The organism is Streptomyces sp. NPDC090127 (genome assembly GCF_044746945.1).
Taxonomy (GTDB): domain Bacteria; phylum Actinomycetota; class Actinomycetes; order Streptomycetales; family Streptomycetaceae; genus Streptomyces.
In genome coordinates, this window is the sequence record NZ_JBIVDE010000002.1 from 151193 (window position 1) to 173045 (window position 21853).

The 21853-nt window shown below is 73.6% G+C and carries 21 protein-coding genes; 7 read left to right on the plus strand and 14 right to left on the minus strand.

The genetic code is table 11. The features are described from left to right. Positions 1 to 116 precede the first annotated feature (116 nt). The 5 genes from ACIPPS_RS06390 to ACIPPS_RS06410 form a co-directional block, all read right to left on the minus strand. Complete coding sequence (locus ACIPPS_RS06390; protein ID WP_401427572.1) at positions 117 to 275, minus strand: hypothetical protein; 159 nt, start codon at positions 273 to 275, stop codon at positions 117 to 119. Next, on the minus strand, positions 272 to 1060 hold the full coding sequence (locus ACIPPS_RS06395; RefSeq protein ID WP_401427574.1) for a L,D-transpeptidase family protein: 789 nt from the start codon (positions 1058 to 1060) through the stop codon (positions 272 to 274). Before ACIPPS_RS06395 ends, ACIPPS_RS06390 begins: the two co-directional genes overlap by 4 nt. 267 nt (positions 1061 to 1327) lie before the next feature. After that, entirely contained in the window at positions 1328 to 1672 is a 345-nt protein-coding gene (locus ACIPPS_RS06400) for a hypothetical protein (protein ID WP_401427576.1), read from the minus strand. A gap of 7 nt (positions 1673 to 1679) precedes the next feature. Beyond that, on the minus strand, positions 1680 to 3236 hold the full coding sequence (locus ACIPPS_RS06405) for a carboxylesterase/lipase family protein (RefSeq protein WP_401427578.1): 1557 nt from the start codon (positions 3234 to 3236) through the stop codon (positions 1680 to 1682). A gap of 118 nt (positions 3237 to 3354) precedes the next feature. Next, positions 3355 to 5820, minus strand: a complete 2466-nt coding sequence (locus tag ACIPPS_RS06410; protein WP_401427581.1) for a SpoIIE family protein phosphatase — start codon at positions 5818 to 5820, stop codon at positions 3355 to 3357. A gap of 178 nt (positions 5821 to 5998) precedes the next feature. Here ACIPPS_RS06410 and ACIPPS_RS06415 point away from each other — a divergent pair, with 178 nt between their 5' ends. Then, positions 5999 to 7375, plus strand: coding sequence for an NAD(P)/FAD-dependent oxidoreductase (locus ACIPPS_RS06415; RefSeq protein ID WP_401427584.1), 1377 nt, complete (start codon positions 5999 to 6001; stop codon positions 7373 to 7375). A 39-nt stretch (positions 7376 to 7414) separates the two neighbouring features. Here the strand turns inward: ACIPPS_RS06415 and corA are convergent, their stop codons facing one another. Further along, positions 7415 to 8500, minus strand: coding sequence for a magnesium/cobalt transporter CorA (gene corA / locus ACIPPS_RS06420; RefSeq protein WP_401429488.1), 1086 nt, complete (start codon positions 8498 to 8500; stop codon positions 7415 to 7417). Positions 8501 to 8680: 180 nt separating this feature from the next. On the opposite strand from corA, the gene ACIPPS_RS06425 reads away from it, so the two are divergent. Then, positions 8681 to 10057, plus strand: a complete 1377-nt coding sequence (locus ACIPPS_RS06425) for a serine hydrolase domain-containing protein (protein ID WP_401427587.1) — start codon at positions 8681 to 8683, stop codon at positions 10055 to 10057. 41 nt (positions 10058 to 10098) lie between these two features. Here the strand turns inward: ACIPPS_RS06425 and ACIPPS_RS06430 are convergent, their stop codons facing one another. Continuing rightward, a complete protein-coding gene (locus ACIPPS_RS06430) occupies positions 10099 to 11055 on the minus strand; it encodes a tellurite resistance/C4-dicarboxylate transporter family protein (RefSeq protein WP_401427589.1) in 957 nt (318 codons plus the stop codon). A 74-nt stretch (positions 11056 to 11129) separates the two neighbouring features. After that, positions 11130 to 12041, minus strand: coding sequence for a carbohydrate kinase family protein (locus ACIPPS_RS06435; RefSeq protein WP_401427591.1), 912 nt, complete (start codon positions 12039 to 12041; stop codon positions 11130 to 11132). Between the two features lie 164 nt (positions 12042 to 12205). Here ACIPPS_RS06435 and ACIPPS_RS06440 point away from each other — a divergent pair, with 164 nt between their 5' ends. Next, on the plus strand, positions 12206 to 13129 hold the full coding sequence (locus ACIPPS_RS06440) for a universal stress protein (protein ID WP_401427594.1): 924 nt from the start codon (positions 12206 to 12208) through the stop codon (positions 13127 to 13129). 70 nt (positions 13130 to 13199) lie between these two features. Here the strand turns inward: ACIPPS_RS06440 and xylB are convergent, their stop codons facing one another. Continuing rightward, positions 13200 to 14693 (minus strand): xylulokinase, encoded by a 1494-nt coding sequence (gene xylB / locus ACIPPS_RS06445; RefSeq protein WP_401427596.1) that lies wholly within the window; start codon positions 14691 to 14693, stop codon positions 13200 to 13202. A gap of 147 nt (positions 14694 to 14840) precedes the next feature. Between xylB and xylA the strand changes: the two genes are divergently transcribed. Together xylA and ACIPPS_RS06455 are read left to right on the plus strand one after the other, a co-directional pair. Continuing rightward, positions 14841 to 16043, plus strand: coding sequence for a xylose isomerase (gene xylA / locus ACIPPS_RS06450; protein WP_401427598.1), 1203 nt, complete (start codon positions 14841 to 14843; stop codon positions 16041 to 16043). Positions 16044 to 16310: 267 nt separating this feature from the next. Continuing rightward, on the plus strand, positions 16311 to 16523 hold the full coding sequence (locus ACIPPS_RS06455; RefSeq protein ID WP_401427600.1) for a DUF4287 domain-containing protein: 213 nt from the start codon (positions 16311 to 16313) through the stop codon (positions 16521 to 16523). 86 nt (positions 16524 to 16609) lie between these two features. Here the strand turns inward: ACIPPS_RS06455 and ACIPPS_RS06460 are convergent, their stop codons facing one another. From ACIPPS_RS06460 to ACIPPS_RS06470, 3 genes are all read right to left on the minus strand, one after another. Next, positions 16610 to 16876 (minus strand): hypothetical protein, encoded by a 267-nt coding sequence (locus tag ACIPPS_RS06460; RefSeq protein ID WP_401427602.1) that lies wholly within the window; start codon positions 16874 to 16876, stop codon positions 16610 to 16612. Between the two features lie 58 nt (positions 16877 to 16934). Further along, a complete protein-coding gene (locus tag ACIPPS_RS06465) occupies positions 16935 to 17444 on the minus strand; it encodes a DinB family protein (RefSeq protein WP_401427604.1) in 510 nt (169 codons plus the stop codon). A gap of 171 nt (positions 17445 to 17615) precedes the next feature. Next, complete coding sequence (locus ACIPPS_RS06470) at positions 17616 to 17912, minus strand: hypothetical protein (RefSeq protein ID WP_401427606.1); 297 nt, start codon at positions 17910 to 17912, stop codon at positions 17616 to 17618. Positions 17913 to 17987: 75 nt separating this feature from the next. Between ACIPPS_RS06470 and ACIPPS_RS06475 the strand changes: the two genes are divergently transcribed. Next, complete coding sequence (locus tag ACIPPS_RS06475) at positions 17988 to 20519, plus strand: SpoIIE family protein phosphatase (RefSeq protein WP_401427608.1); 2532 nt, start codon at positions 17988 to 17990, stop codon at positions 20517 to 20519. 145 nt (positions 20520 to 20664) lie between these two features. Continuing rightward, on the plus strand, positions 20665 to 20919 hold the full coding sequence (locus ACIPPS_RS06480; protein WP_401427610.1) for a type B 50S ribosomal protein L31: 255 nt from the start codon (positions 20665 to 20667) through the stop codon (positions 20917 to 20919). A gap of 69 nt (positions 20920 to 20988) precedes the next feature. On the opposite strand, the gene ACIPPS_RS06485 is transcribed toward ACIPPS_RS06480, so the two are convergent. Together ACIPPS_RS06485 and ACIPPS_RS06490 are read right to left on the minus strand one after the other, a co-directional pair. Further along, entirely contained in the window at positions 20989 to 21486 is a 498-nt protein-coding gene (locus tag ACIPPS_RS06485) for a peptidylprolyl isomerase (RefSeq protein ID WP_401427613.1), read from the minus strand. Between the two features lie 57 nt (positions 21487 to 21543). Next, positions 21544 to 21762 (minus strand): hypothetical protein, encoded by a 219-nt coding sequence (locus ACIPPS_RS06490; RefSeq protein WP_401427615.1) that lies wholly within the window; start codon positions 21760 to 21762, stop codon positions 21544 to 21546. Positions 21763 to 21853: the final 91 nt, after the last annotated feature.

Genomic DNA, 21853 nt, shown 5'->3' on the forward strand with positions numbered 1-21853 from the left:
CGCGCCGGGAGGGACGAGTTCCGGTCACTCCGGACACGTGTCCCCGCTGACCGGACAGCCGAACGCCGGCCTCCGCCCGGGCGGGCAGGAGGCCGGGCGGCGCGCTCAGGGGTGCGTCACGCGGTGGCGGCGGGGGCCCGGTGGAAGACCCGGCCGCCGAGGTCGATGCCGACGACGGTCCCGCTCGCATCGCGCAGGCGGCCGGGGTGGGCGGCCGGCGCCTGTCGGCGGACGGTCGCGGCTGTCGGCGGCGTCGCCGCGTGCCAGAGGGTCACCGCCCGATCTGGGCGGCCGGCCCCATCACGATGACCGGTTCCTTGGCGGGGTCGAGCGCGCGCAGCAGCTGCCGCATGGCCTCGGGGGTGAGGGAGACACACGCCTGGGTGGGCCCCGCGTGGTCGACGTGGATCCAGACACCTCCGCCGCGCTCCAGGCCGAGCGGGCGCTCCTTGTTCAGGGGGGTGGTGCCGGGGACCCGGTTGTAGTCGATGGCGACGACGTAGTCGAACGAGCCCTCCAGGGGCTCGCCGAGGAAGCCGACGCCCGGGGAGACGAACTCCTCGTCCTGGTCGTAGGGCAGCTTCGTGCCGGGGTCGGCCAGCCGTCCGCCCGCGTCCCCGAGCCGGAACACGCCGGTCGGGGTGCGCAGATCGCCGGCCCAGTGGTCGTCGGTCCAGCCGCGCAGGGCGTTGTGCGCCGACCACGGTCCGGCCGTGCGAAGCCAGCGGCCCGCCGGGTCCCGTTCGTAGAGGGTGGCGGTGGCCACGTTGGTGTCCTTGGTGCGACCGGTCACGACGAACACCTGGCTCGTGCCGTCCGGGATCCGCATCCGGGTCGCGGGCCCGACCCCCGGCGGCGCGGAGGGGACCGCCGGTGCGGCGGACACGGAGGGCGGGGCCAGTGGACCGGCGTTCTTGGCGGCGGCACGGGCACCGGGCGCGGGCGCCGCTGTGGGCGCGGGTTCGTCGTGCGACACCTTCACGTAGCCGATGAGCGCGAGGGTCGCGCAGAGCGCGGCGGCCAGCACGCGGGGGCCGGGGCGGACGTTCCTGACAGGCATGGGGCAGCATCCTCCGACGCTGGCGGACGGCAATGCCGCCATACGTACCCGATCCGCGCCGTGGCCTGTCGGCAGAGCCCGCCACTCACCCGACCGGGGCAGAGCGAAGGGATCACACTCGGCCGCCCAGGAGACCTGAGCGGCCGTCAGAGAGGGTGGAGGGCCTGGGGAATCACCGGCCTCGGGCCGAATCGCGAGGCCGGTGAGCGCTGTCAGACCATAGAGGCGGTTGTCAGGCCGTGGAGGCGTCAGGCCGTGGAGGCGGTGTCAGGCCGCCGGGGCAGGCGTCTCGTCGAGTTCCCAGGAGTGGCGCTTGAAGTCGCGCGCGAAGTCGGGGTGGTCCTCCCAGTTGCGCGCGACGCCGCGCAGGACGTCCCAGTTGTGCTCCAGGGCCTGGTCGATGATGTGGCGGAGCGCCGGGTCGGCCGCCGCGCGCTGTTCGACGAGGCCCTTGACGGCCGCGGCGGCCTTCACCGTGCCGAGGAGGGCGCGCAGGGCGCGGGAGGTGGCGTCCATCCCGAAGCCGTGGTCGCTGCCGTTGGCGGGGTCGAACAGCGGCCGCAGACGGTCCTCGACGAAGGCGGTGATCCGCTCGAAGTGCTGCACGTCCATCGGGGTCTCATCTCTGCGTCGGGTCGGTCGTCTCTGCGCGGCCATTATCCCGTGCGCCGCACCGGAGCGACGGCGGGGCCATCCGTATGTCGCGCCAGAGCGCGTGCGCGGGGCTCGGGCCCTCGGTGCGGTCCCGGGGGACGCCCCAGACGTGGACGGTGGGGTCGGCCGGGTCGGTGACCGGGGCCCAGCCGGGGTCGCCGGTGGCGGCGAACGCGGCCCAGGCGTCGACCATACGGCGGGACAGGGCGCGGTCGTCGGCGTCGGCGGGACCGCCGGTAAGGAACGCGACCTCGGCGGCGTCCAGGGTGCCGAACGCGAAGGGCACGTCGGCGGCGTGCCAGGCACGCACCGGCTCGCCGTCGGGGCGCGTACGGCGCCGGTCGAAGCGGGACAGGTAGGTGCGCCCGGTTCCCGCCCGGGCGTGTGCCCGCGCGAGGCGGACGGTGGGGGCCGTGAAGACCGCGTCGCTCGCGAGGGCGAGGAAGACGTCGAGGACCGGTGCCCCGGGCATCAGATCCCGGTAGGCGGTGACGAGGTCCGGGGGAAGGCCGTAGGCGGCGGCGAAGCGGACGAGGCCGTCGTCCGTGGTGACCGGCGGCATGGCGCCCACCCGGTGCATGAGCCAGTACTCCTCGGTGGTGTGACAGACGAGGAGGTCGACGGGATGGCCGGTGCCCGTGGCGTCGAGAGGGTCCCGGTCCAGCAGGGCCCCGTCGAGGACCGGGCCGTAGAGGACGGTGTCGTAGTGGAGGAACCCGGACGACGGATCGCCGGCGTACCGTGCGACCACCCGGTCCGAGGCGTCGACGAGTTCCCGCGGGCTCGCGGAGAGCAGGCCCTGAGCGGTCGGCGCCACCCCCGCCGCCTCCGCCACCTCGCCTGCCATGCGCCGGGCGAACTCCGGCCGGAAGAACGCGTCGGGGACGCTGTGCGCGATGGCGCGGCGGAAGAGGCCGTCGGCCCGCGCGCTGCTCAGGAGCGAGGCGACCGAACCGCCGCCCGCGGACTGCCCTGCCACGGTGACGTTGTCGGGATCGCCGCCGAAGGCCGCGATGTTGTCGCGCACCCATGCGAGGGCGGCGATCTGGTCGAGCAGCCCCCGGTTGTCGGGGAAGCCGGGCACATGGCCGAAGCCTTCGAAGCCGAGCCGGTAGTTGCAGGTCACCACGACCGTGCCGGCCCGGGCCAGGGCAGCGCCGTCGTGGTCGGGCTGGGCGGAGGAGCCGAAGGTGTAGGCGCCGCCGTGGATCCAGAAGAGGACGGGGAGCGGCCCGGAACGTGCTGTCGGCGCCCAGACGTTGAGCGTGAGGACGTCCTCGTCGGCCGGGTTCCAGACCGGGGAGCCGGGCAGCTCCGCCGACTGCGGGGCGACCGGGCCGTAGCGCGTGCAGTCCCGTACGTCGCCCCAGGCCTCCGGCGGCCTCGGCGCCCGGAAGCGTGCGGCGCCGAAGGGCGGCGCGGCGTAGGGGATGCCCCGGGTGATCCGCAGTCCGTCACCGACCGTGCCGCGAACGGGTCCGCGCTCGGTCACGACGATGGCCTCGGCAGCGCGCCTCCGCACAGGTGGGACTCCTTCTCGACGCCGTCGGCCCGTCCGCGCGGCAGCCACACCCTCGCACGGGCGGCGCCGGCCGGACAATCGATTAACGATCTTGAACGGGGCCGGAGGGCGGCACGGTCTATGCGTCCGACGCGTCGCCGTCCAGGGGCTGTTCGGCCCAGATGATCTTCCCCTCGGCGGTGTAGCGGGTCCCCCAGCGCCGGGTGAACTGCGAGATCAGGAAGAGGCCCCGGCCGCCCTCGTCGGTGGTGCGCGCGTGCCGGAGGTGCGGCGAGGTGCTGCTGGCGTCGAAGACCTCGCAGATCAGGGTGCGCTCGAGGATGAGGCGGAGCCGGATGGGGCCGGAGGCGTGCCGGATGGCGTTGGTGACGAGTTCGCTGACGACGAGTTCGGTGGTGAAGGCGAGTTCCTCCAGCCCCCAGTCGGCGAGTTGGCGGGCCGCCATCACCCGTGCGCGGGCGACGACGGCCGGGTCGGCCGGCAGGTCCCACACGGCGACCCGGCCGGCCGCGAGACCGCGGGTCCTGACCAGGAGGAGGGCGGCGTCGTCGGTGTACGGCCTGGTGGGCGCCAGTTCGTCGGCGATGCTGCGGCAGAGCTCGTCCAGCGGCAGGTCCCGGGACTCCAGGACCCGCAGCAACCCGTCCCTGCCCGCGCCCGGCGCCTCGATCAGCCCGTCGGTGTAGAAGGCGAGGACGCTGCCCTCCGCGAGGGGCAGCTCGACGGACTCGAAGGGGAGTCCGCCGATGCCGAGGGCCGGTCCGGGCGGGAGGTCCGGGAAGGTGACCGTGCCGTCGGGCGCGCGGACGGCGGGCGCGAGGTGGCCCGCGCTCGCCAGGTCGCAGCGGAGGCTGACCGGGTCGTAGACCGCGTAGAGGCAGCTGGCTCCCACGCCCGCGGGGTTGGGCGTGCCGCCGAGGTCGGTCGCCGTGCCGTCGCGGGTGACCTGGACGACGAGGTCGTCGAGGTGCGCGAGGAGCTCCTCGGGCGAGAGGTCGAGGTCCGCGAGGGTCCGTACGGCGGTACGGAGCTGGCCCATGGTGGCGGCCGCGTCGATGCCGTGGCCGAGGACCTCGCCGACGACGAGCGCGACCCTGGCTCCGGAGAGCGGGATGACGTCGAACCAGTCGCCGCCGAGTCCGGACAGTTCGTCGGCGGGCCGGTAGAAGGAGGCCGCCTCGACGGCTTCCTGCGCGGGGACGCCGTGCGGCAGGAGGCTGCGCTGGAGCACGAGGGCGGCGGCACGCTCGCGGGCGTAGCGGCGGGCGTTGTCGAGGCAGACGGCGGCGCGGGCGACCAGTTCCTCGGCGAGCCGCAGGTCTTCCTCGTCGAACGGCTCGTCCCGCCGGGTGCGCAGGAAGGTGGCGACGCCGAGGGTGATGCCGCGGGCGAGGATCGGCACCACGATCGCCGTGTGCGGGAGGGATTCGCCCGCCGCGGGGGGCCCGGCGGTCTCGATGAGGGAGAGCGGGAGGGACGCCACTCGGGTCGTGGCGTCCAGGTGGGCGGCCCGCCAGGAGCGGCCGCGGGCCAGGGCGTCCATCTGGGGTGAGGACGGCCGGTACCCGCACGGCTCCCCGGGGTCGAGAACCTCCCTCACCCCGCCGGGATGTACGTTCTGCGCGCCACCGCGGACCAGGCGCAGGGCGGCGCCGGCGGCGGTCGGCCCGGGGGACGGTTCCGCGCCTCTGAGGACGGTGTCCAGGAGGTCGACGGCGACGAAGTCGGCGAGGCCGGGGACCGCAACGTCGGCGAGGTCCTGGGCGGTGTCCATGACGTCCAGGCTGCGACCGATGCGCTCGCTGGCCAGGGCCATGAGGCGGAGGCGCAGCCGGGCCCGGTAGCGGTCGGTGATGTCGACCACGGCGTAACAGACGCCGAGCGCCCGGCCGTTGTCGTCGTCGAGGCGGACGAAGGACATGGCGTGCGCGTGGTCCCGGTCGGGGTGCGCACGGGTGCGGCCCACGTGTTCGTACCCGACGACCGGTTCGCCGGTCGCCAGCACCTGGCGCATCTTCCACTCGACGACGTCGGCGTTGACTCCGGGCTGGATCTCCGACAGGCGCTTGCCGCGCCGCTGCTCGACCGTGCCGCCTCCGAAGTGTTCCAGCGCGGTGTTCGACCAGACACATCGCAGTTCGGAGTCGACGAAGCAGAGCCCGACAGGCATCGCGGTGACCATGCGTTCCAGGAGGGCGGGGCCCATGGTCCACTGCCGGGACGGCGCCGCGCCGACGGCGACGACGAGCCAGCGGGCCGGGCCCGCTTCGCCCGGCAGGGGCAGCACGGTGACGTCGACGGCGACGGTACGGCCGTCCCGGTGCCGCGCGAGCAGCACCCCCGACCACCCGCCGTCCCGTTCGGAGGTCTCGAGGATCCCGGGGAGCCGGTCGGTCTCGTCGCCTGCCAGGAGGGAGCCGACGTGGCGGCCGCCGAGCTCTGCCGCGGGATAGCCGAGCAGGCGCTCGGCGGCGTAGGGGCGGCCCATCACCGTCCCCGCCTCGTCGAAGAGGAGAACGACGGAATCGGCGACACCGAACACGGCCTCGTGCGCGGTGGTGTCTGTGTCCTCGGGTCTCCCCACGGCCGTCGGCTCCGTTCTCACACCCCCACCCCTGCCTGTCCCTTCTATCACACCATGATCTGGTACCTCCCGTTATGTCCGCCCATCCCGTCACCCCTTCGGCGCACAATTCAGGTTCCGGATCGGCCGGAGGGGTTAGGAGACGCCTCAAGCACCGACGACCCGGAAGGCGGGCATCGTGACTCGACCGAAAATTCTGGTGGTGGGCGCCGGCTTCGCCGGGGTCGGCTGTGTACAGCGCCTTGAGCGGCGGCTGACCGAGCGCGAGGCGCAGATCTCGCTGCTGTCGCCCTTCTCGTACCAGCTCTACCTGCCGCTCCTCCCGCAGGTCGCGGCCGGCGTGCTGACCCCGCAGTCGGTCGCGCTGTCGCTGCGGCGCAGCAAGCGGCACCGTACGCGCATCATCCCCGGCGGTGCGGTCGGCGTGGACACCAAGGCGAAGGTCTGCGTCGTACGGACCATCTCGGGTGAACTCGTGAACGAGCCGTACGACCATCTGGTGCTCGCGCCCGGCAGTGTCACCCGCACGTTCGACATCCCGGGCCTGAGCGAGCACGCGCGCGGCATGAAGACGCTCGCCGAGGCGGTCTACATCCGCGACCACGTCATCGCGCAGCTCGATCTGGCGGACGCGGCCCAGGACGACGCGGAGCGCGCGGCGCGGCTGTGCTTCGTGGTGGTCGGCGGAGGCTACGCGGGGACCGAGACGGCGGCCTGTCTGCAGCGGCTGACCCACCACGCGGTCCAGCGCTATCCGCGCCTGGACCCGGCACTCATCAAGTGGCACCTGGTGGACCTCGCTCCCAAGCTCATGCCCGAACTGGGCGACAAGCTGGGCGCCGCGGCGCTGGACATCCTGCGACGGCGCGGGATCGAGGTCTCGCTCGGTGTCTCGGTGGCCTCCGTGGACGAGGAGACCGTCACGCTCACCGACGGTCGGGTGCTGCCCAGTCGCACCCTGATCTGGACGGCGGGCGTCGCCGCCAGCCCCCTGATCGGCACGCTGGACGCGGAGACCAACCGGGGCCGCCTGGTGGTCGGGGCCGACCTGGTGGTCCCCGGGCTGGACGGGGTGCACGCCCTCGGCGACGCCGCCGCCGTGCCGGACCTCGCCAAGAACGAGAAGGACGCGGTCTGCCCGCCCACCGCGCAGCACGCCATGCGCCAGGGCAAGCAGGTCGCCGACAACCTCGTCGCCACGCTGCGCGGCGAGCAGACCTACCCGTACCACCACCGGGATCTCGGCCTGGTCGTGGACCTGGGCGGCCGGGACGCCGTGTCGAAGCCGCTCGGGATCGAGCTGCACGGCATGCCCGCCCAGGCGGTGGCCCGCGCGTACCACTGGGCGGCGCTGCGGACCAACGTCGCCAAGACGCGGGTGATGACGAACTGGCTGCTCAACGCGCTGGCCGGGGACGACTTCGTCCGTACGGGATTCCTGGCGTCCCGGTCCGGGACGCTCGCCGACTTCGAGTACACGGACGCGTACCTCACACCCGATCAGGTACGGGCCCACACCGCCTCTCTGCGCACCCGGGTCGCACCGGGGAAGTGAGCGGCCGGGGCGGTGGCGTCGGCCGGGGGCGGTGGCGTCTCAGAGCCAGCCGTTGCGGCGGAAGCTGCGGTGGAGGAGGAAGCAGGCCACGGCCATCACGCCCAGGACGAGCGGGTAGCCGTAGGTCCAGCGGAGCTCGGGCATGTGATCGAAGTTCATGCCGTAGACGCCGCAGACCATCGTCGGGACGGCGATGATCGCGGCCCAGGCGGTGATCTTCCGCATGTCCTCGTTCTGGGCGACGGTCACCTGGGCCAGGTGGGCCTGGAGGATCGAGTCGAGCAGGGCGTCGAACGAGGTGATCTGTTCCGTGATCCGCGACAGGTGGTCGGCGACGTCGCGGAAGTACGGCTGGATCTCCCCCGAGACCAGTGACAGCGGGCCCGAGGACGCCAGGGCCTGCAGCGGTCGGTCGAGGGGGGCCACCGCCCGCTTGAGTTCCAGCAGTTCGCGCTTGAGCTGGTAGACGCGGCCGGCGTCCCCGCGGGAGACCTGCTCGCTGAAGACGGCCGTCTCGACGGCGTCTATGTCGTTCTGCACGGCATCGGCGACGGCGAGGTAGTCGTCCACGACGTGGTCGGCGATGGCGTGCAGCACGGCCGCCGGGCCCTTGGCGAGCTGGTCGGCGTCGGCCTCCAGGGCCTCCCGCAGCGGACCGAGCGAACCGTGGTTGCCGTGCCGGACGGTGATGACGAAGTCCGGCCCGGTGAAGACCATGAGCTCACCGGTGTCGACGACCTCGCTGGTGGCCGTGAGTTCCTCGTGCTCCACGTAGCGGACCGTCTTGAAGACGGCGAAGAGCGTGTCGTCGTACCGCTCGAGCTTGGGCCGCTGGTGGGCGTGGACGGCGTCCTCGACGGCCAGCGGATGGAGTCCGAACAGCTCGGCGAGACCGGCGAACTCCTCGACGGACGGCTCGTGCAGACCGATCCAGACGAAGCCGTCGCCCGACTTGCGGACCCGTCGCACCGCCTCCTCCGCGGGGCAGGACCCGCGCTGCCGCGCCCCGTCCTCGTACAGCACGCAGTTGACCACCGAGGTGCCCAGCGGTGAGCGGGCGGGGTGGCTCAGGTCGACGGTCCTGCGGTATGCACGGCGGACGGTGCGCCTCAGGTTGCGGATTATCGGCACGCGGAACTCCTTGGAACGATCAGCGGCCAGTGTGCCACCGACGCACCGAGGACGGGACTCCTGACAAATGTCACAGGTTCCTGTGGGCAAGATCCTCCCGAGGGCGGAGGGCGGGCCGACCGGGCGCGGTGAGGATGGGACGACCGCCCGCCACGAGGGAAGAAGGTCCCGTTCATGACGACGCCCCGCAGGGCCCCCCTGTCGGTCATCGCCGCCGCCACACTGGTCGCGCTCTCCGCGACGGCGTTACCCGCGCAGGCCACCACCGCCGAGCGGGGCTCCCCCGCGGCCGTGTCCGCCGTCTCGGCGGCCGCCTCCGGCCATCGCCTCGACCGCGCGGCGCTGCGCCGCTCGCTCGACGCCTTCCACAAGGCCGGGATGTACGGCGCCTATTCGGCCGTCCGCGACGGCTCGGCGCAGTGGCGGGGAGCCGCCGGGTTCGCCGACATCGACACCCACCGGCCCACCCGGCCGGACCTCGAGCACCGGGTCGGCAGCATCACCAAGAGCTTCACGGCCGTCGCCGTCCTCCAGCAGGTCGGCGCCGGGCGCGTCGACCTCGACGCTCCGGTCGGCCGCTACGTCCCCGACCTCGTGTCCGGGGAACGCGGGCGGCAGGTGACCGTCCGGATGCTGCTCAACCACACCAGTGGCATAGGCGACTATGTCCTGCCGGCCTTCCCCGGCATCCTGGAGAACCCCGGCAAGGCGCTCGACGAGAACCGTCTGCGCCGCATCGCGCCCGAGGAGCTCGTCCGGCTCGGCCTCGCCGCCCCGCCGGCCGCGGAGCGCGGGACGCACGCGTACTCCAACACCAACTACATCCTCGCCGGGCTGATCCTGGAACGGGTGACCGGGCAGAAGGCGGAGGCGTACATCACCCGGAACGTCATCCGCAGGGCCGGCCTGCGCCACACCTACTTCCCGACCTCGCCGGCCCTCAGGGGCCCGCACGCGAAGATGTACGAGTCGTTCTTCGGGCTGATCGACCCGGCCCGCGACTACAGCGTCGCCGACATGTCGTGGGCCGGCACGGCCGGTGCCCTGGTGTCGACGACGAGCGACCTGAACGACTTCTACCGCCGGCTGCTCGACGGCCGGCTGCTGGGCGCCGCGCAGCTGCGCGAGATGAAGACCACCGTCCCGGCCTACGAGACCCCGCCGGGCGAGGAGCCGTTGATGCGCTACGGCCTGGGCATCTACACCCTGAAGATGCCCAGCGGCGGCTGGTACTGGGGCCACGACGGCGCCGTCTTCGGAGCCGGTACCTGGGCTCTGTCGACCGAGGACGGCCGTCGTCAGGTCGCCGTCGGCTACAACCTCATGAAATACCAGCGCTTCGACGCGGAGGGCAACCCACTGCCGGACCCCGTCACCCCGGCGCTGTCCGCCCACGTCGAGGGCGCCCTCACCGGCACCACCGCTCCCCCGCGCGGCACGCCGCCGCAGCGTGAACAGGGTCGGCAGGGTGCGCGGACGCTGCCGGACCTGCCGATCGGCCCGGACGCGCTCCACCAGGCGTCCCTCCGCCAGGGCGTGTTTCGAAAATAGCGGCGTCCGCCCGGAGGGCGCCCTCGCCCCCGCGATCCCCGTCAGGGTCCGGGTGGGGCGACCGTCCGCCCGGGGATCGACCGGATCGTCCCGACGAGGACGACGAGCCAGGCCGCCGTGGCGATCCACAGGAGGGCCTGCCCGAGGCCGTCCAGCCACCCGATGTCCGTCGCCGCCGAGGTCGACAGGCAGGCGACCGCGGTCATCCCCATCGGAAAGACGGTGGCCCAGCGTCGTACGTCGTAGCCCCCTCGGCGCCGCACGAGCTCGGCGCCGAGGAGGACGACGTACCAGAGGAGATCGGCGGCCAGCAGGACCAGGGTGAGCGTCCTCAAGACGCTGTGGGCGTCGGCCGTGCCCGCCCAGACACCGGCGGCGAGGAGCTTGGATCCGGCGAGCGCCGAGATGGCGAGGGCGCCGCCGGCCACCCATTGGTCGCCGGCGCCCTCGGTGACCTGGCGGAAGTCGAACCGGAGCAGGGCGGCGGGATAGAGCAGCAGCCCGAGGACGAAGAAGACCAGGGCCGTCCGGGCGAGCCAGTCCCCCGCCGAGGTCGCGAGCGTGGCTCCGAGGACCGCCAGGCCCTGGGTGGCGACGCAGATCAGGAAGACACCGCCGGGCATACGGCGCCACAGGTGCGTCAGCACCGCCGCGAGCAGCGGCGCCCACAGCACGGCGGACAGCGCCAGGAGAGCGGCGGCCGGCGCGGTCCAGCCGAGGGCGGCCACGCGCACACCGAGGACGGTCGTGGCGGCGACGGCGGACTGCGCGGGCGGGGTGTCCGCCTCGGCGACCCAGCGACGACGGCTGCTCAGCAGCCGCACGGCGGAGTCGCACGCGAGCAGCAGCCACACGAGGGTCGCCAGGCAGAGCAGGGCGCGTGAGAGCGTTTCACGGCCCGTCAGGTGGAAGCCGACGGACAGGATGCCCGTGGCCATCACGGCGGAGCCCGCGGCGGGCGGCAACTCGGCCCACCACCGGGCGACGCGCTGCTTCATCCCCCCATCGCACCGGCCGACCGCCCGCCCCGCCACTCGGGCACGGGCGGGCGGCCGTCGGACGAGCCGCGCGCTCAGCCTGCCGCGGCCGCCCGGAGCTCGTCGCGGGTGATGAGGGCCGTGGAGCCCGGAGCCGTACAGGCGTGGGCGCCGGAGATCGCTCCCAGGCGCGCGCAGTCCAGGACGGGCCTTCCGGCGAGACGGCCGTGGAGGAAGCCGCTGACGAACGCGTCACCGGCGCCGTTGGTGTCCACGACCGGGGTGGGCGGGGCGACCGCCGGGATGTGACGGGGCGTCGGACTGCCGTCCCGGGTGAGGACGTAGGAGCCGTCCGCGCCCGCCGTGGCGACCACGGTCCCGGCGCGGCCCTCGCGCAGGATCTCCCGCATCAACGCCGTCGTGCCGTCGCCCGCGCCCGCCGCGCTGAGGAAGACGAGGTCGGAGCGGAGGGCGAACTCCCGGTGGTGGTCCGCCAGGCCGTCCCAGTCGTGCAGATCCGTGGAGACGGGGACGCCGAGCTCCTCGATGTCGTCGTACAGGAAACGCGCGAAGTTCATGATCGAGACGTGCGCGTGGCGTGCGCGGCGCAGCCGGGGCAGGTAGTGCTCCCGGGGCATGCGCAGCTCCGCCGGGTCCCGGCCGTCGTAGAAGGACATCCGGCGTCCGGCCGCGTCGACGAGGTTCACCGCGCGGCGGGTGCCGGCCGGCGAGATCACCGGATGGAACTCGACGTCCCCCTCGGCCATCCGCTGCCGTACGAGCGTGCCGATCCAGTCGTCTCCGACGCAGTCGAGCAGGGCGACGCGCAGGCCGAGGGCCCGTGTGCCGAGGGCGACGTTCCCGCCGGTGTGCCCGGGCCACTCCTCGATCGGCCCCACGTGGACCGAGTCGGCGAGCGGGACGGGCAGGGCGTCGACGCGGATCACCGTGTCCACTCCGCTGCCGCCGACCACCACGACGTCGTACCGATCGTTGTGCTGACTCAACTCTGCCGCCTCTCGGGTCCCGCCGCGCCCAGTATGGGCCCGCCGTACGGGGCGGCGGGCAAGGGGTCGTCAGGGGGCGGAGATCCGACGGCGATCCGACGGCGATCCGGCAGAGGCCCGGCAGAGATCCGGCAGAGATCCGGCAGAGGGGTAATCATTCCTTTATGGATGAAATGCCGGTTGTCGTCGGTGTGGACGGGTCGGAGCACAGCCGGCTGGCCCTCGCCTGGGCCCTGCGTGCGGCGCAGCGGCTCGACGTTCCCCTTGTCGTCGCCCATGTCCGCTCCGAGGCGCTCCAGCTGGGGAGCGCCCGGATCGCCTCGCTCGGCGAGAACCCCAGCATCCCCGACCCGGTCCTCAACGCCGTCGCCGCCTGGGTCGAGGGCCAGGACAGGCGGGTGCCGGTACGGTACGAGTCGCTCGACGGCTCGGTGCCGGACGCGCTCCTCGACATGGCCCGGACGGCGCGCCTGGTGGTGACCGGATCCCGTGGCCGCGGCGGCTTCGCGAGCCTGCTGCTCGGTTCCGTCAGCCGCTCCCTCGCGGCGTCCGCGGCGTGCCCGGTCGTCGTGGTGCCGCACGAGGAACGGACCCTGCCGGCGGAGGGCGGCGCCGAGGCGGGCCGGGTCCTCGTGGGGCTGCACCCGGAGGAGTCCGCCGACGAGGTCCTCGACTTCGCGTTCCACGCGGCCCAGCAACGCGACGTGACGCTGGAGGTGGTCACGGCCTACCGGCTGCCGCCGTCGCCGGTCATGCTCGTGGGACCGCCCGCGCCCGCCCTTCAGATGCCGCCGCCGGTCCCCCTGGACGACGACACCCCCGAGCTGGTCCGGGACACCGCGCGCCTGCAGGAGGAGCGGCTACGGCCCTTCACCGAGCGGTACCCGGATGTGCCGGTCGCCCCGACGGTCGTACCGGCGGACGCGGCGGGACGTCTCGTCGAGCGGTCCCGCGAGGCGGACCTGGTGGTCGTGGGCCGCCACCGCAGGTACCAGGTCGCGTCACTCCTCATGGGCTCGGTGGCCCACGCCGTCCTGCATCACGCCCACTGCCCGGTCGCCGTGGTTCCGCCGCCCACCGCTCCTTGAGCCGCCCACGCCCACGCCCACGACGGGCGACCGGGCCCAGGGGCGTGGCGGACTCAGGGGCGTGGCGGACTCAGGTGAGGAGGCTCGGGGTCGCGCGGTCGAGGACCGAGGCGATCCGGTTCCAGGTCTCCTCGTCGCGGGCGACCGGCGGCAGGGTCTCGCCGTGACCGGTGCCCCAGGCCGTGGCGAGCGCGACCGGGTCCTCGCCGGTCACGGCGGAGGCGGCGAGGGCGGCGGCGCCGAGGGCGACGAGTTCGGTCGCGGCGGGGACGACCAGGGGCCGGCCGGAGAGGCGCCGGATCGTGTCCCGCCACGCGGCGCCCTGGGCGCCGCCGCCGATCAGGCGCAGCGGCCGGTCCCGTACCGCCGCGTCGGAGGGGTCGAGCCCGCAGGCGGAGAACAGGTCGTCGAGGGCGCGCAGGACGGTGAACGAGGCGCCCTCGTAGGCGGCGCCGAGGATCGCTCGTGGGGTGGTGGTGTGGCGCAGTCCGGTCACGAGCCCGGTGGCGTGCGGCAGGTCGGGGGTGCGTTCGCCGTCGAGATACGGCAGGACGACCAGCCCGTCGCCGGGTGCGGTGTCCTCGCGGTCCAGGCCGAGCAGGCCGGCGAAGCGGTCGACGGCCAGCGAGCAGTTGAGGGTGCAGCCGAGCGGCAGGTACGTGCCGTCGGCGGCGGCGAACCCGGCGAGGCCCGCGAATCCGGCGGCGGGGCGCGTACGGGTGGCGGCGAAGACCGTGCCCGAGGTGCCGAGGCTGACGACCGGATGGTCGAGGAGGCCGGCGCCGCCGAGCCCCAGGCCGACGGCGGCGGCCATGTTGTCCCCCGTACCGGCGGCGACGGCGACGCCTGACGGCAGTCCGAGGGCATGGGCGGCATCGGGGGTGAGCGTGCCGACACGGGTGGCGCCGCTCGCGGCGACGGCGGGCAGCAGGGCCGGGTCGAGGCCCAGGAGGTCCAGGATCTCCTGGTCGTAGGCATGGGCCGCCGTGTCGTACCAGCAGGTGCCCGAGGCGTCTCCGGGGTCGGTCGCGGCGGCGCCGGAGAGGCGTTCGGTCAGATAGTCGTGGGGGAGCCTCACGGCCGCCGTGGCGGCCGTGACGGCGGGCTCGTGGGCCCTCAGCCACTGCCAGGTGGTGGCGGTCATGGAGGCGACCGGCACCGACCCGGTGCGGGCGAGCCAGCCCTCCGGGCCGCCGAGCGCGGCGGTGAGCTCGGCCGCCTGGGGCGCGGAGCGGGTGTCGTTCCAGAGCACGGCGGGGCGCAGCGGACGGCCGGCCGCGTCGAGGACCACCAGGCCGTGCTGCTGGCCGGCCACGGCGATGCCGGTGACGGTGTGGGCGGGTACGTCCGCGGCGGCCAGCGCGCTCGCGACCGCCTCACCCAGGGCGGACCACCACTGCTCGGGGTCGCTCTCGCGGGCTCCGCCCTCCCCCGTCACCGTGTGCGCGGCCCGCCCGACGGCGCGCACGGCGCCGGTGGCCGCGTCCACGACGACCGCCTTCGTGGACTGCGTCGAGCTGTCCACGCCGATCACGACCGGGGGTGCGGTGCGTGTCGCCGCCATGGGTCTCACCTTTCGTCGAACCGCGTGACCACTCTGGCGCGGGACCGCCCCGTGCCGTATTAGTTATCTCAGAAAACAAATAGAGGGGCCAGGCCTCGCCGCGCCTCTCTTCTCCCCGTGGACGCGCAGAAGAGGGACAGACAGACCATGACGGAACACTCCTCCCCCGCACCGCTCTCCTCCGCACCGTTCTCCCCCACCCCCGGCGACCGGTTCACCTTCGGCCTGTGGACCGTCGGCTGGCAGGGCCGTGACCCCTTCGGCGAGGCCACCCGACCGGCGCTCGACCCCGTCGAGTCGGTGGAGCGGCTCGCCGAGCTGGGGGCGTACGGCGTCACCTTCCACGACGACGACCTGATCCCCTTCGGCGCCTCGGAGGGAGAGCGCGAGGCGGTGGTCAAGCGCTTCCGCGCCGCCCTGGAGCGCACCGGCCTGACCGTGCCGATGGCCACGACCAACCTCTTCACCCACCCGGTCTTCAAGGACGGCGCCTTCACGGCCAACGACCGTGACGTGCGGCGCTACGCCCTGCGCAAGACGATCCGCAACATCGACCTCGCCGTCGAACTCGGCGCCACCACCTATGTCGCCTGGGGCGGACGCGAGGGCGCCGAGTCGGGCGCCGCCAAGGACGTCCGGGTGGCCCTGGACCGGATGAAGGAGGCCTTCGACCTCCTCGGCCAGTACGTCACCGAGCAGGGTTACGCCCTGCGGTTCGCGATCGAGCCGAAGCCGAACGAGCCGCGGGGGGACATCCTGCTGCCGACGATCGGCCACGCGCTGGCGTTCATCGAGCGCCTGGAGCGGCCCGAACTGGTGGGGGTGAACCCGGAGACGGGGCACGAGCAGATGGCCGGGCTCAACTTCCCGCACGGCATCGCCCAGGCGCTGTGGGCGGGCAAGCTCTTCCACCTCGACCTCAACGGCCAGTCGGGGATCAAGTACGACCAGGACTTCCGCTTCGGGGCCGGGGATCTGCGTCAGGCGTTCTGGCTGGTGGACCTGTTGGAGACGGCGGGGTACGAGGGTCCTCGCCACTTCGACTTCAAGCCGGTGCGCACGGACGGCTTCGACGGCGTCTGGGAGTCCGCGAAGAACTGCATGCGGAACTACCTCATCCTGAAGGAGCGCGCCGCCGGCTTCCGCGCGGACGCAGAGGTCCAGGAGGCGCTGGCCGCGTCCCGGCTGCCCGAACTCGCCCTGCCCACGGCCGCCGACGGCCTCGCGGGTCTGCTCGCGGACACCGGCGCCTACGAGGAGTTCGACGTCACGGCGGCGGCCGAGCGGTCGATGGCCTTCGAGCGGCTGGACCAACTCGCCCTGGAGCACCTGCTCGGCGTCCGCCGCTGACCGTCGGCCCGGGCCAGCGGGCCCGGAAGGACCGGCTGGACCAACCGGCCCGGAACGCCCGGCCCGGACCACCGGGCCCGGAAGGTCCGGCCGGACCACCCGGGCCGGCCGGCCACCCGCTCGCTCGCCCGGTGGGCCCCTCAGGCGCCCACGCGACCGACCATCCTCCACGGGGTGATCCACATCACCCCGTGGAGCCGATGAGTGCGCGGCCTCGCTGCGGTCTTCTTCACACAATCACACCGCACCGGAAGGGACACCACCCCCATGACCGAGACCGTCAAGGGACCCGCGAGCTACTTCCCCTCGATCGAGAAGAAGTACGGCCGCCCCATCGCCGAGTGGAAGGAACTCATCCACACCTCGCCCCTCACCAAGCACATGGAGCTCGTCGCTTGGCTGAAGACCGAGCACGGCCTGGGACACGGCCACGCCAACGCTCTCGTCGCCCACACGCTCGCCGAGTCCGCCGGGCGGTGACCGCGCGCCATGGACGTGGCGCTCGCGCCTCGGACCGGGAGCCGGCGCGCCACGGGGAGACGGGAGTCCGCGCCACGGGCCGGGAGCTAGCGGGTGTCGCCCTCCCAGTCCCAGTGCAGCGCGTCGCCCTCCCGGGGGCCGTAGCGGGCGTGGCCCCCGGGGCCGTAGGCGCCTATCTCGGTGGCCAGGTCGGCGCCCTCGTCCAGCTGGCTGCGCGTCCAGCCGGTGACGTCGAGGAGCAGCCCGTCCAGGGGCCCGGCCACCAGTTCGCGGTAGTCGTGGCCGGGTCGGGGGCCGGGATAGGGGTCGTCATGGTCGGCGCCGTACACGCGGCCTCGCATCAGCTCGTCCATACCCCGCAGCATCGCACCCGGCACTGACACCCGCCCGGTCGCCGAGGTCCGTTCAGGTTCAGGCGCCGACGGTCCCGTCCACGCCCTCGCGCAGGAAGTCCGCGTGACCGTTGTGGCGGCCGTACTCCAGCAGCACGTGCACCATGACCATCCGCAGCGAGACCTCGTGGCCCCACCGGGGCTGGTGGCCTGCCAGGTCGAGGGTGGCCGCCTCCCGTTCGATCCGCCGGGAGTTCTCCACCTCCGCCTCCCAGGCACCGAACGCCTCGGCCCGGGTCGACCGGCTCGCGTCGTACGCGGCCTGGAAGTCGATCTCGTCCGACCAGACCATCGGCGCCTCGCCGTCCTCGAAGACCCGACGGAACCAGGCCCGCTCCACCTCCGCCATGTGCCGGACCAGGCCGAGCAACGTCAGCGTGGACGGGGGCATCGAACGCTCCCTCAGCTGCTCGTCGTCGAGCCCCTCGCACTTCATCGCGAGCGTCGTCCGGTGGTATTCGAGAAAGGCGCGCAGGGTCTCGCGTTCCCCTCCGACGGGGGGCGGCGAGACGCGCGGGTCGGTGGTCACGGCACTGCTCCTGTCACGGTCCGTCAGGGCAACCGAAGGTACCCCAGGGGCGCGGCCGGCAGACAAGCGCCTGACGAGACCTCCGGGGGCCACCGGCCCGCGAGGCCGAGGGCGTACGGGGAGGGGCGTACCGCCCCGGGGCGCAGTCGCCGCCCCGCACCCGCTCGGCGCTCAGCCTCCCCGTGGACCCTCCTCGTCCGCGCCGTCCCCGCGCCCCCGCTCCGCCACGAGGGAGGCGGCCAGCACTCCGGCGAGGCCCGCCCACACCACGACCGCCCCGCCGCCGACGGTCGACCAGCCCACGGCGCCGAGCACGCACGCGACCCCCAGGCCGGTGCCCAGCGCCCGGCGGTCGCCGACGAACGCCCAGGCGCGCCGGCCGGCGCCGGGGGTGCGTATCTCCAGCACCGCGGCGCGGCACACCAGCGCCAGGGCGGCGAGCACCGCGGTCATCACGGACGGGTCCATGCGCTCTCCCTCTCCGACCATGGTCGCGCGGAGCCGCCGGGCTCGCGCGGATCGAACACCCCCGGCCCGCCCGAGATGCGGGGCCCCACGGCCCGGGAGCATGCTGACAGTGTGATCCCGCACGGCGTGGCCGGACAGGACCCGTCGGCAGAGAACGACGACGCGCCCGGGAGCGCGGACGTCGACGGGACGCCGCTCGACGCGCTGCCTCTGGTCGTCGCCGAGGCCACCCTACGGACGATCGAGGCCGTCGGTGGCTACGCGGGCTGTGTGTATCTGCGGTCCGGGACCCCGGGGCTGCTGCGGATGACGGTGCTCGCCGGGTTGCCCGGCTCCCTGTTCCGCCCCTGGTGGCGCATGCATGTGAACCGGCCGTTCCCCGTCGCGGAGGTCCACCGCTCCGGCCAGCCGGTGCACCTGGCCGACGTCGAGGAGGCCATGCGCCAGTTCCCGCAGCTCGTGGCCAGTCTGCCCTTCCCCTTCGCCTCCCTGTACGCGCCGATCGTCAGCGGACGGGAGCGGTTCGGGGTCCTCATGGTGCTGCGTACGCCGAGCCCCGGTGTGCCGGTGAACTCCCGGGACCGGTCCCGGATGGCACGGGAGGCCCAGCGGCTCGCGCGGGCCCTGAAGGGCCTCGCGGAGGCCGGTACGGCCGTGGAGTGGCCCGACGAGCCGGTCTGCGTCCAGCTGCCGTCCGCGGGCACCCGGCCGGTGCGGATCGGCACCTTCGACTGGGACCTGGACAGCGGCGAGGTCCGCGCCGACGACGGACTGCGGGCGATCCTCGGCGACGACGACACCGTCCCCGGCACGATCGAGGCGCTGACGGCGCGGCTGGCGCCCGAGGACTCCTTCGCGCTGTGGACCATGGCCCGCCGGGCGGCCGAGTCCGGCTCCCGGGTCGCGCGCCGGATCCGTCTGAAGGGCCCCGACGGCGGGCTGCACCTCCTGGAGGTCTCCGCACGCGTCACGCCCGGCGGCCGGTCGGGACGGCTGACGGGCTCGCTGGTCGACCTCGGCACCGGTCTCGTCGGGTCCGACGCCGTCGACCGGCTGCCCCGGGCGATCCTGGCGATCGACCGGCTGGGCCGGGTCACCTACGTGAACCATCTGACCGAGGCGCTCCTCGGCGCCCCGCGCGCCTCCCTGGCCGGGCGCAGCCTGTGGGAGGTGCTGCCCTGGTTCAGCCAACCGGCGCACGAGGAGCATCTGAGGGCCGTACTGCTCTCCGACGAGCCGGTGCACTTCCTGGTGCACGCGGACGAGCGGGAGTGGCTGTCGGTCTCGCTCTACCCCGGCCATGACGGCGTGACCCTGGTGCTCGTGCCGGAGGGGGACCCCGCCTACGAGCCCGCCTCGGTCTCGCTGCCGGACGTCGGTCTCGGTTCCCCGGCGGACAACGCGTCGGCGTTGTACCGGCCGGTCGCGCTCGCCATCGCGCTGACCGAGGCGATCACGGCCCGCCAGGTCTCGGCGGTGGTGACCGACGAGCTGCTGCCCGCGTTCGGCGGCCGGCAGCTGGCGATCTACCTGCTGAGCGACCGGCATCTCTACCTGGCGTGGGAGACCGGCTTCCCTCCCGGGTTCCTGGAGCCGTTCGAAGGGGTGGGGCTCGACGCCCGGCTGCCGGGCGTGGACACGCTCACCACCGGCCGGCCGCTCTTCTTCGAGTCGATGCAGCAGATGAGCCGGGCCTATCCGGGGCTCCCCCTGGACGCGGTGTCCGGGGCGCGGGCCTTCCTGCCGCTGATCGCGTCGGGCCGGCCGGTCGGCTCGTGCATCCTCGGCTTCGACCGGCCGCGCGGCTTCAGCCCCGAGGAGCGTACGGTCCTGACCGCGCTCGCGGGACTGATCGCCCAGGCCCTGGAGCGGGCCCGCCGCTACGACAGCGAGTCCGCGCTCGCCCGCGGTCTCCAGGACGCGCTGCTGCCCTCCCGGCTGCCGGTCCGCGACCACGTCGACACGGTGGCGCGCTACCTGCCCGGTACCCAGGGCATGGATGTCGGCGGCGACTGGTACGACGTGGTCGAGACGGAAGGGGGGCTGCTGGCCCTGGTGTGCGGCGACGTCCAGGGCCACGGTGTCGCCGCGGCGGCGACCATGGGGCAGCTGCGCAGCGCGCTGCGGGCCTTCGCGCTGAGCGGCCTTCCGCCGGAGGAGGTCCTGAAGGGCACCAACCGGCTCCTGATCGATCTCGACCCCGGGCAGTTCGCGAGCTGCTGTTACGTGGTGCTCGACCCTGCGACGGGCGTGGCCGAGGCCGTACGCGCCGGGCACCCCCAGCCGCTGCTGCGGCGCCCGGACGGGACGACGGAGGTCCTGGAGCTGGCGGGCGGTCTGGTCCTGGGGATCGACGCGGACGCCACGTATCCGGTCACCGAACTGCACCTGGACCCCGGGGCGGTACTGGCCCTGTACACGGACGGCCTGGTGGAGCGGCCGGGCCGGGACATCGACGAGGGCGTCGAGTGGTTGCGCCGTACGTTCTCGGCCACGGGGTCGGTCCCTCTCCCGGAGACGGCGGACCGGCTGATCCGGGACGCCCGGCAGACCAGTGACCGGCCCGACGACATCGCCCTGCTGCTCGCCGCCCGCTGGACGGACTGACCGCCCTCGCCCGAGCCCTCGTCCGGGCCCCCGTCCCCGTCGCCGTCCCCTTCCGCACGCTCACCCGGTCGGCCGCGTGGCGCTGGTCGGCGGCCCCGGGTCCGGGGAGGCTGGGGCCATCGAACAGGCAGCCCGAGGAGGACGTGTGCAGCAGGACAAGCAGCCGGAGTACGGTCCCGTGGTCTTCCGTGACCGTTCCGCCGGGTTCGCCTTCCTGACCCGGTCGACGGCGAGGAGCGAGCAGACCATCGAGTGGGACGACGGCGAGACCTATCCCGTGGTCGACGTCGAGATCTCGTCCGAGAGTCACCCGTTCTACACGGGCAAGGCGCGGACGGTGGATTCCGAGGGCCGGGTCGCGAGGTTCGAGCGCCGGTACGGGGAGGAGTCCCCGTCCTGACAGCTCCCGGGAACGGCCGACCGCCCCCGCGTCGTGCTCGGCGGGGGCGGTCGAGGGGAGAGGTGCTGATCAGCCCTCGATGACGCCGGATTCGGCGACGGCGATCTTGGCCTTGGTCCGGCCGGACGCGGAGCCGAGAGCCTCGATCTTCCTGACCAGGTCCTGACCCTCGACGACCTCGCCGAAGACGACGTGCTTGCCGTCCAGCCAGGAGGTCACGATGGTGGTGATGAAGAACTGCGAGCCGTTGGAGTTGGGGCCCGCGTTCGCCATGGACAGCAGGAACGGCCGGTCGTGCTTCAGCTTGAAGTTCTCGTCCGCGAACTTCTCGCCGTAGATGCTCTTGCCACCGGTGCCGTCGCCCCGGGTGAAGTCGCCACCCTGGAGCATGAAGTCCGGGATGACGCGGTGGAACGGGGAGCCGGCGTAGCCGAAGCCGTGCTGGCCGATGGCGAGCTCACGGAAGTTCTGGGCCGTCTTGGGGACGACGTCGTCGTACAGCTTGAAGACGATCCGGCCTGCGGCGTCGCCGTCGATGGTGATGTCGAAGTACACGTTGTTGCTCATGGGGACATCCTGTCATTCCCACTCACGCGGCGCGCGCACGGGCCACCCGTCGGAAGATCACGCCAGCCCGCCGAGGTCGGGGGACTGGGGAAGGCTGTCGGTCACCAGGGGGGCCGCCCCGTCGAGGACCGGGGCGAGCGGGTTGTCGTTCTGCAGGAGCCCGGTGGGGCCGGACCCGGCGTGGTCGGCGGCGGAGGCGTGCGGCGGCGGGGTCACGAGGGCCGTGACGACACCGGCGGCGAGGGAGGCGATGGCGAGCATGCTGCGCTTCTTCATGCCCGGGTCAACTGTCGAGACGCCTCGGGGTTACGGCCTCGGGGTGAGGTGAACGGATTCGTCAGGGCTTCGGCGTGGCGCGACGCCGAAG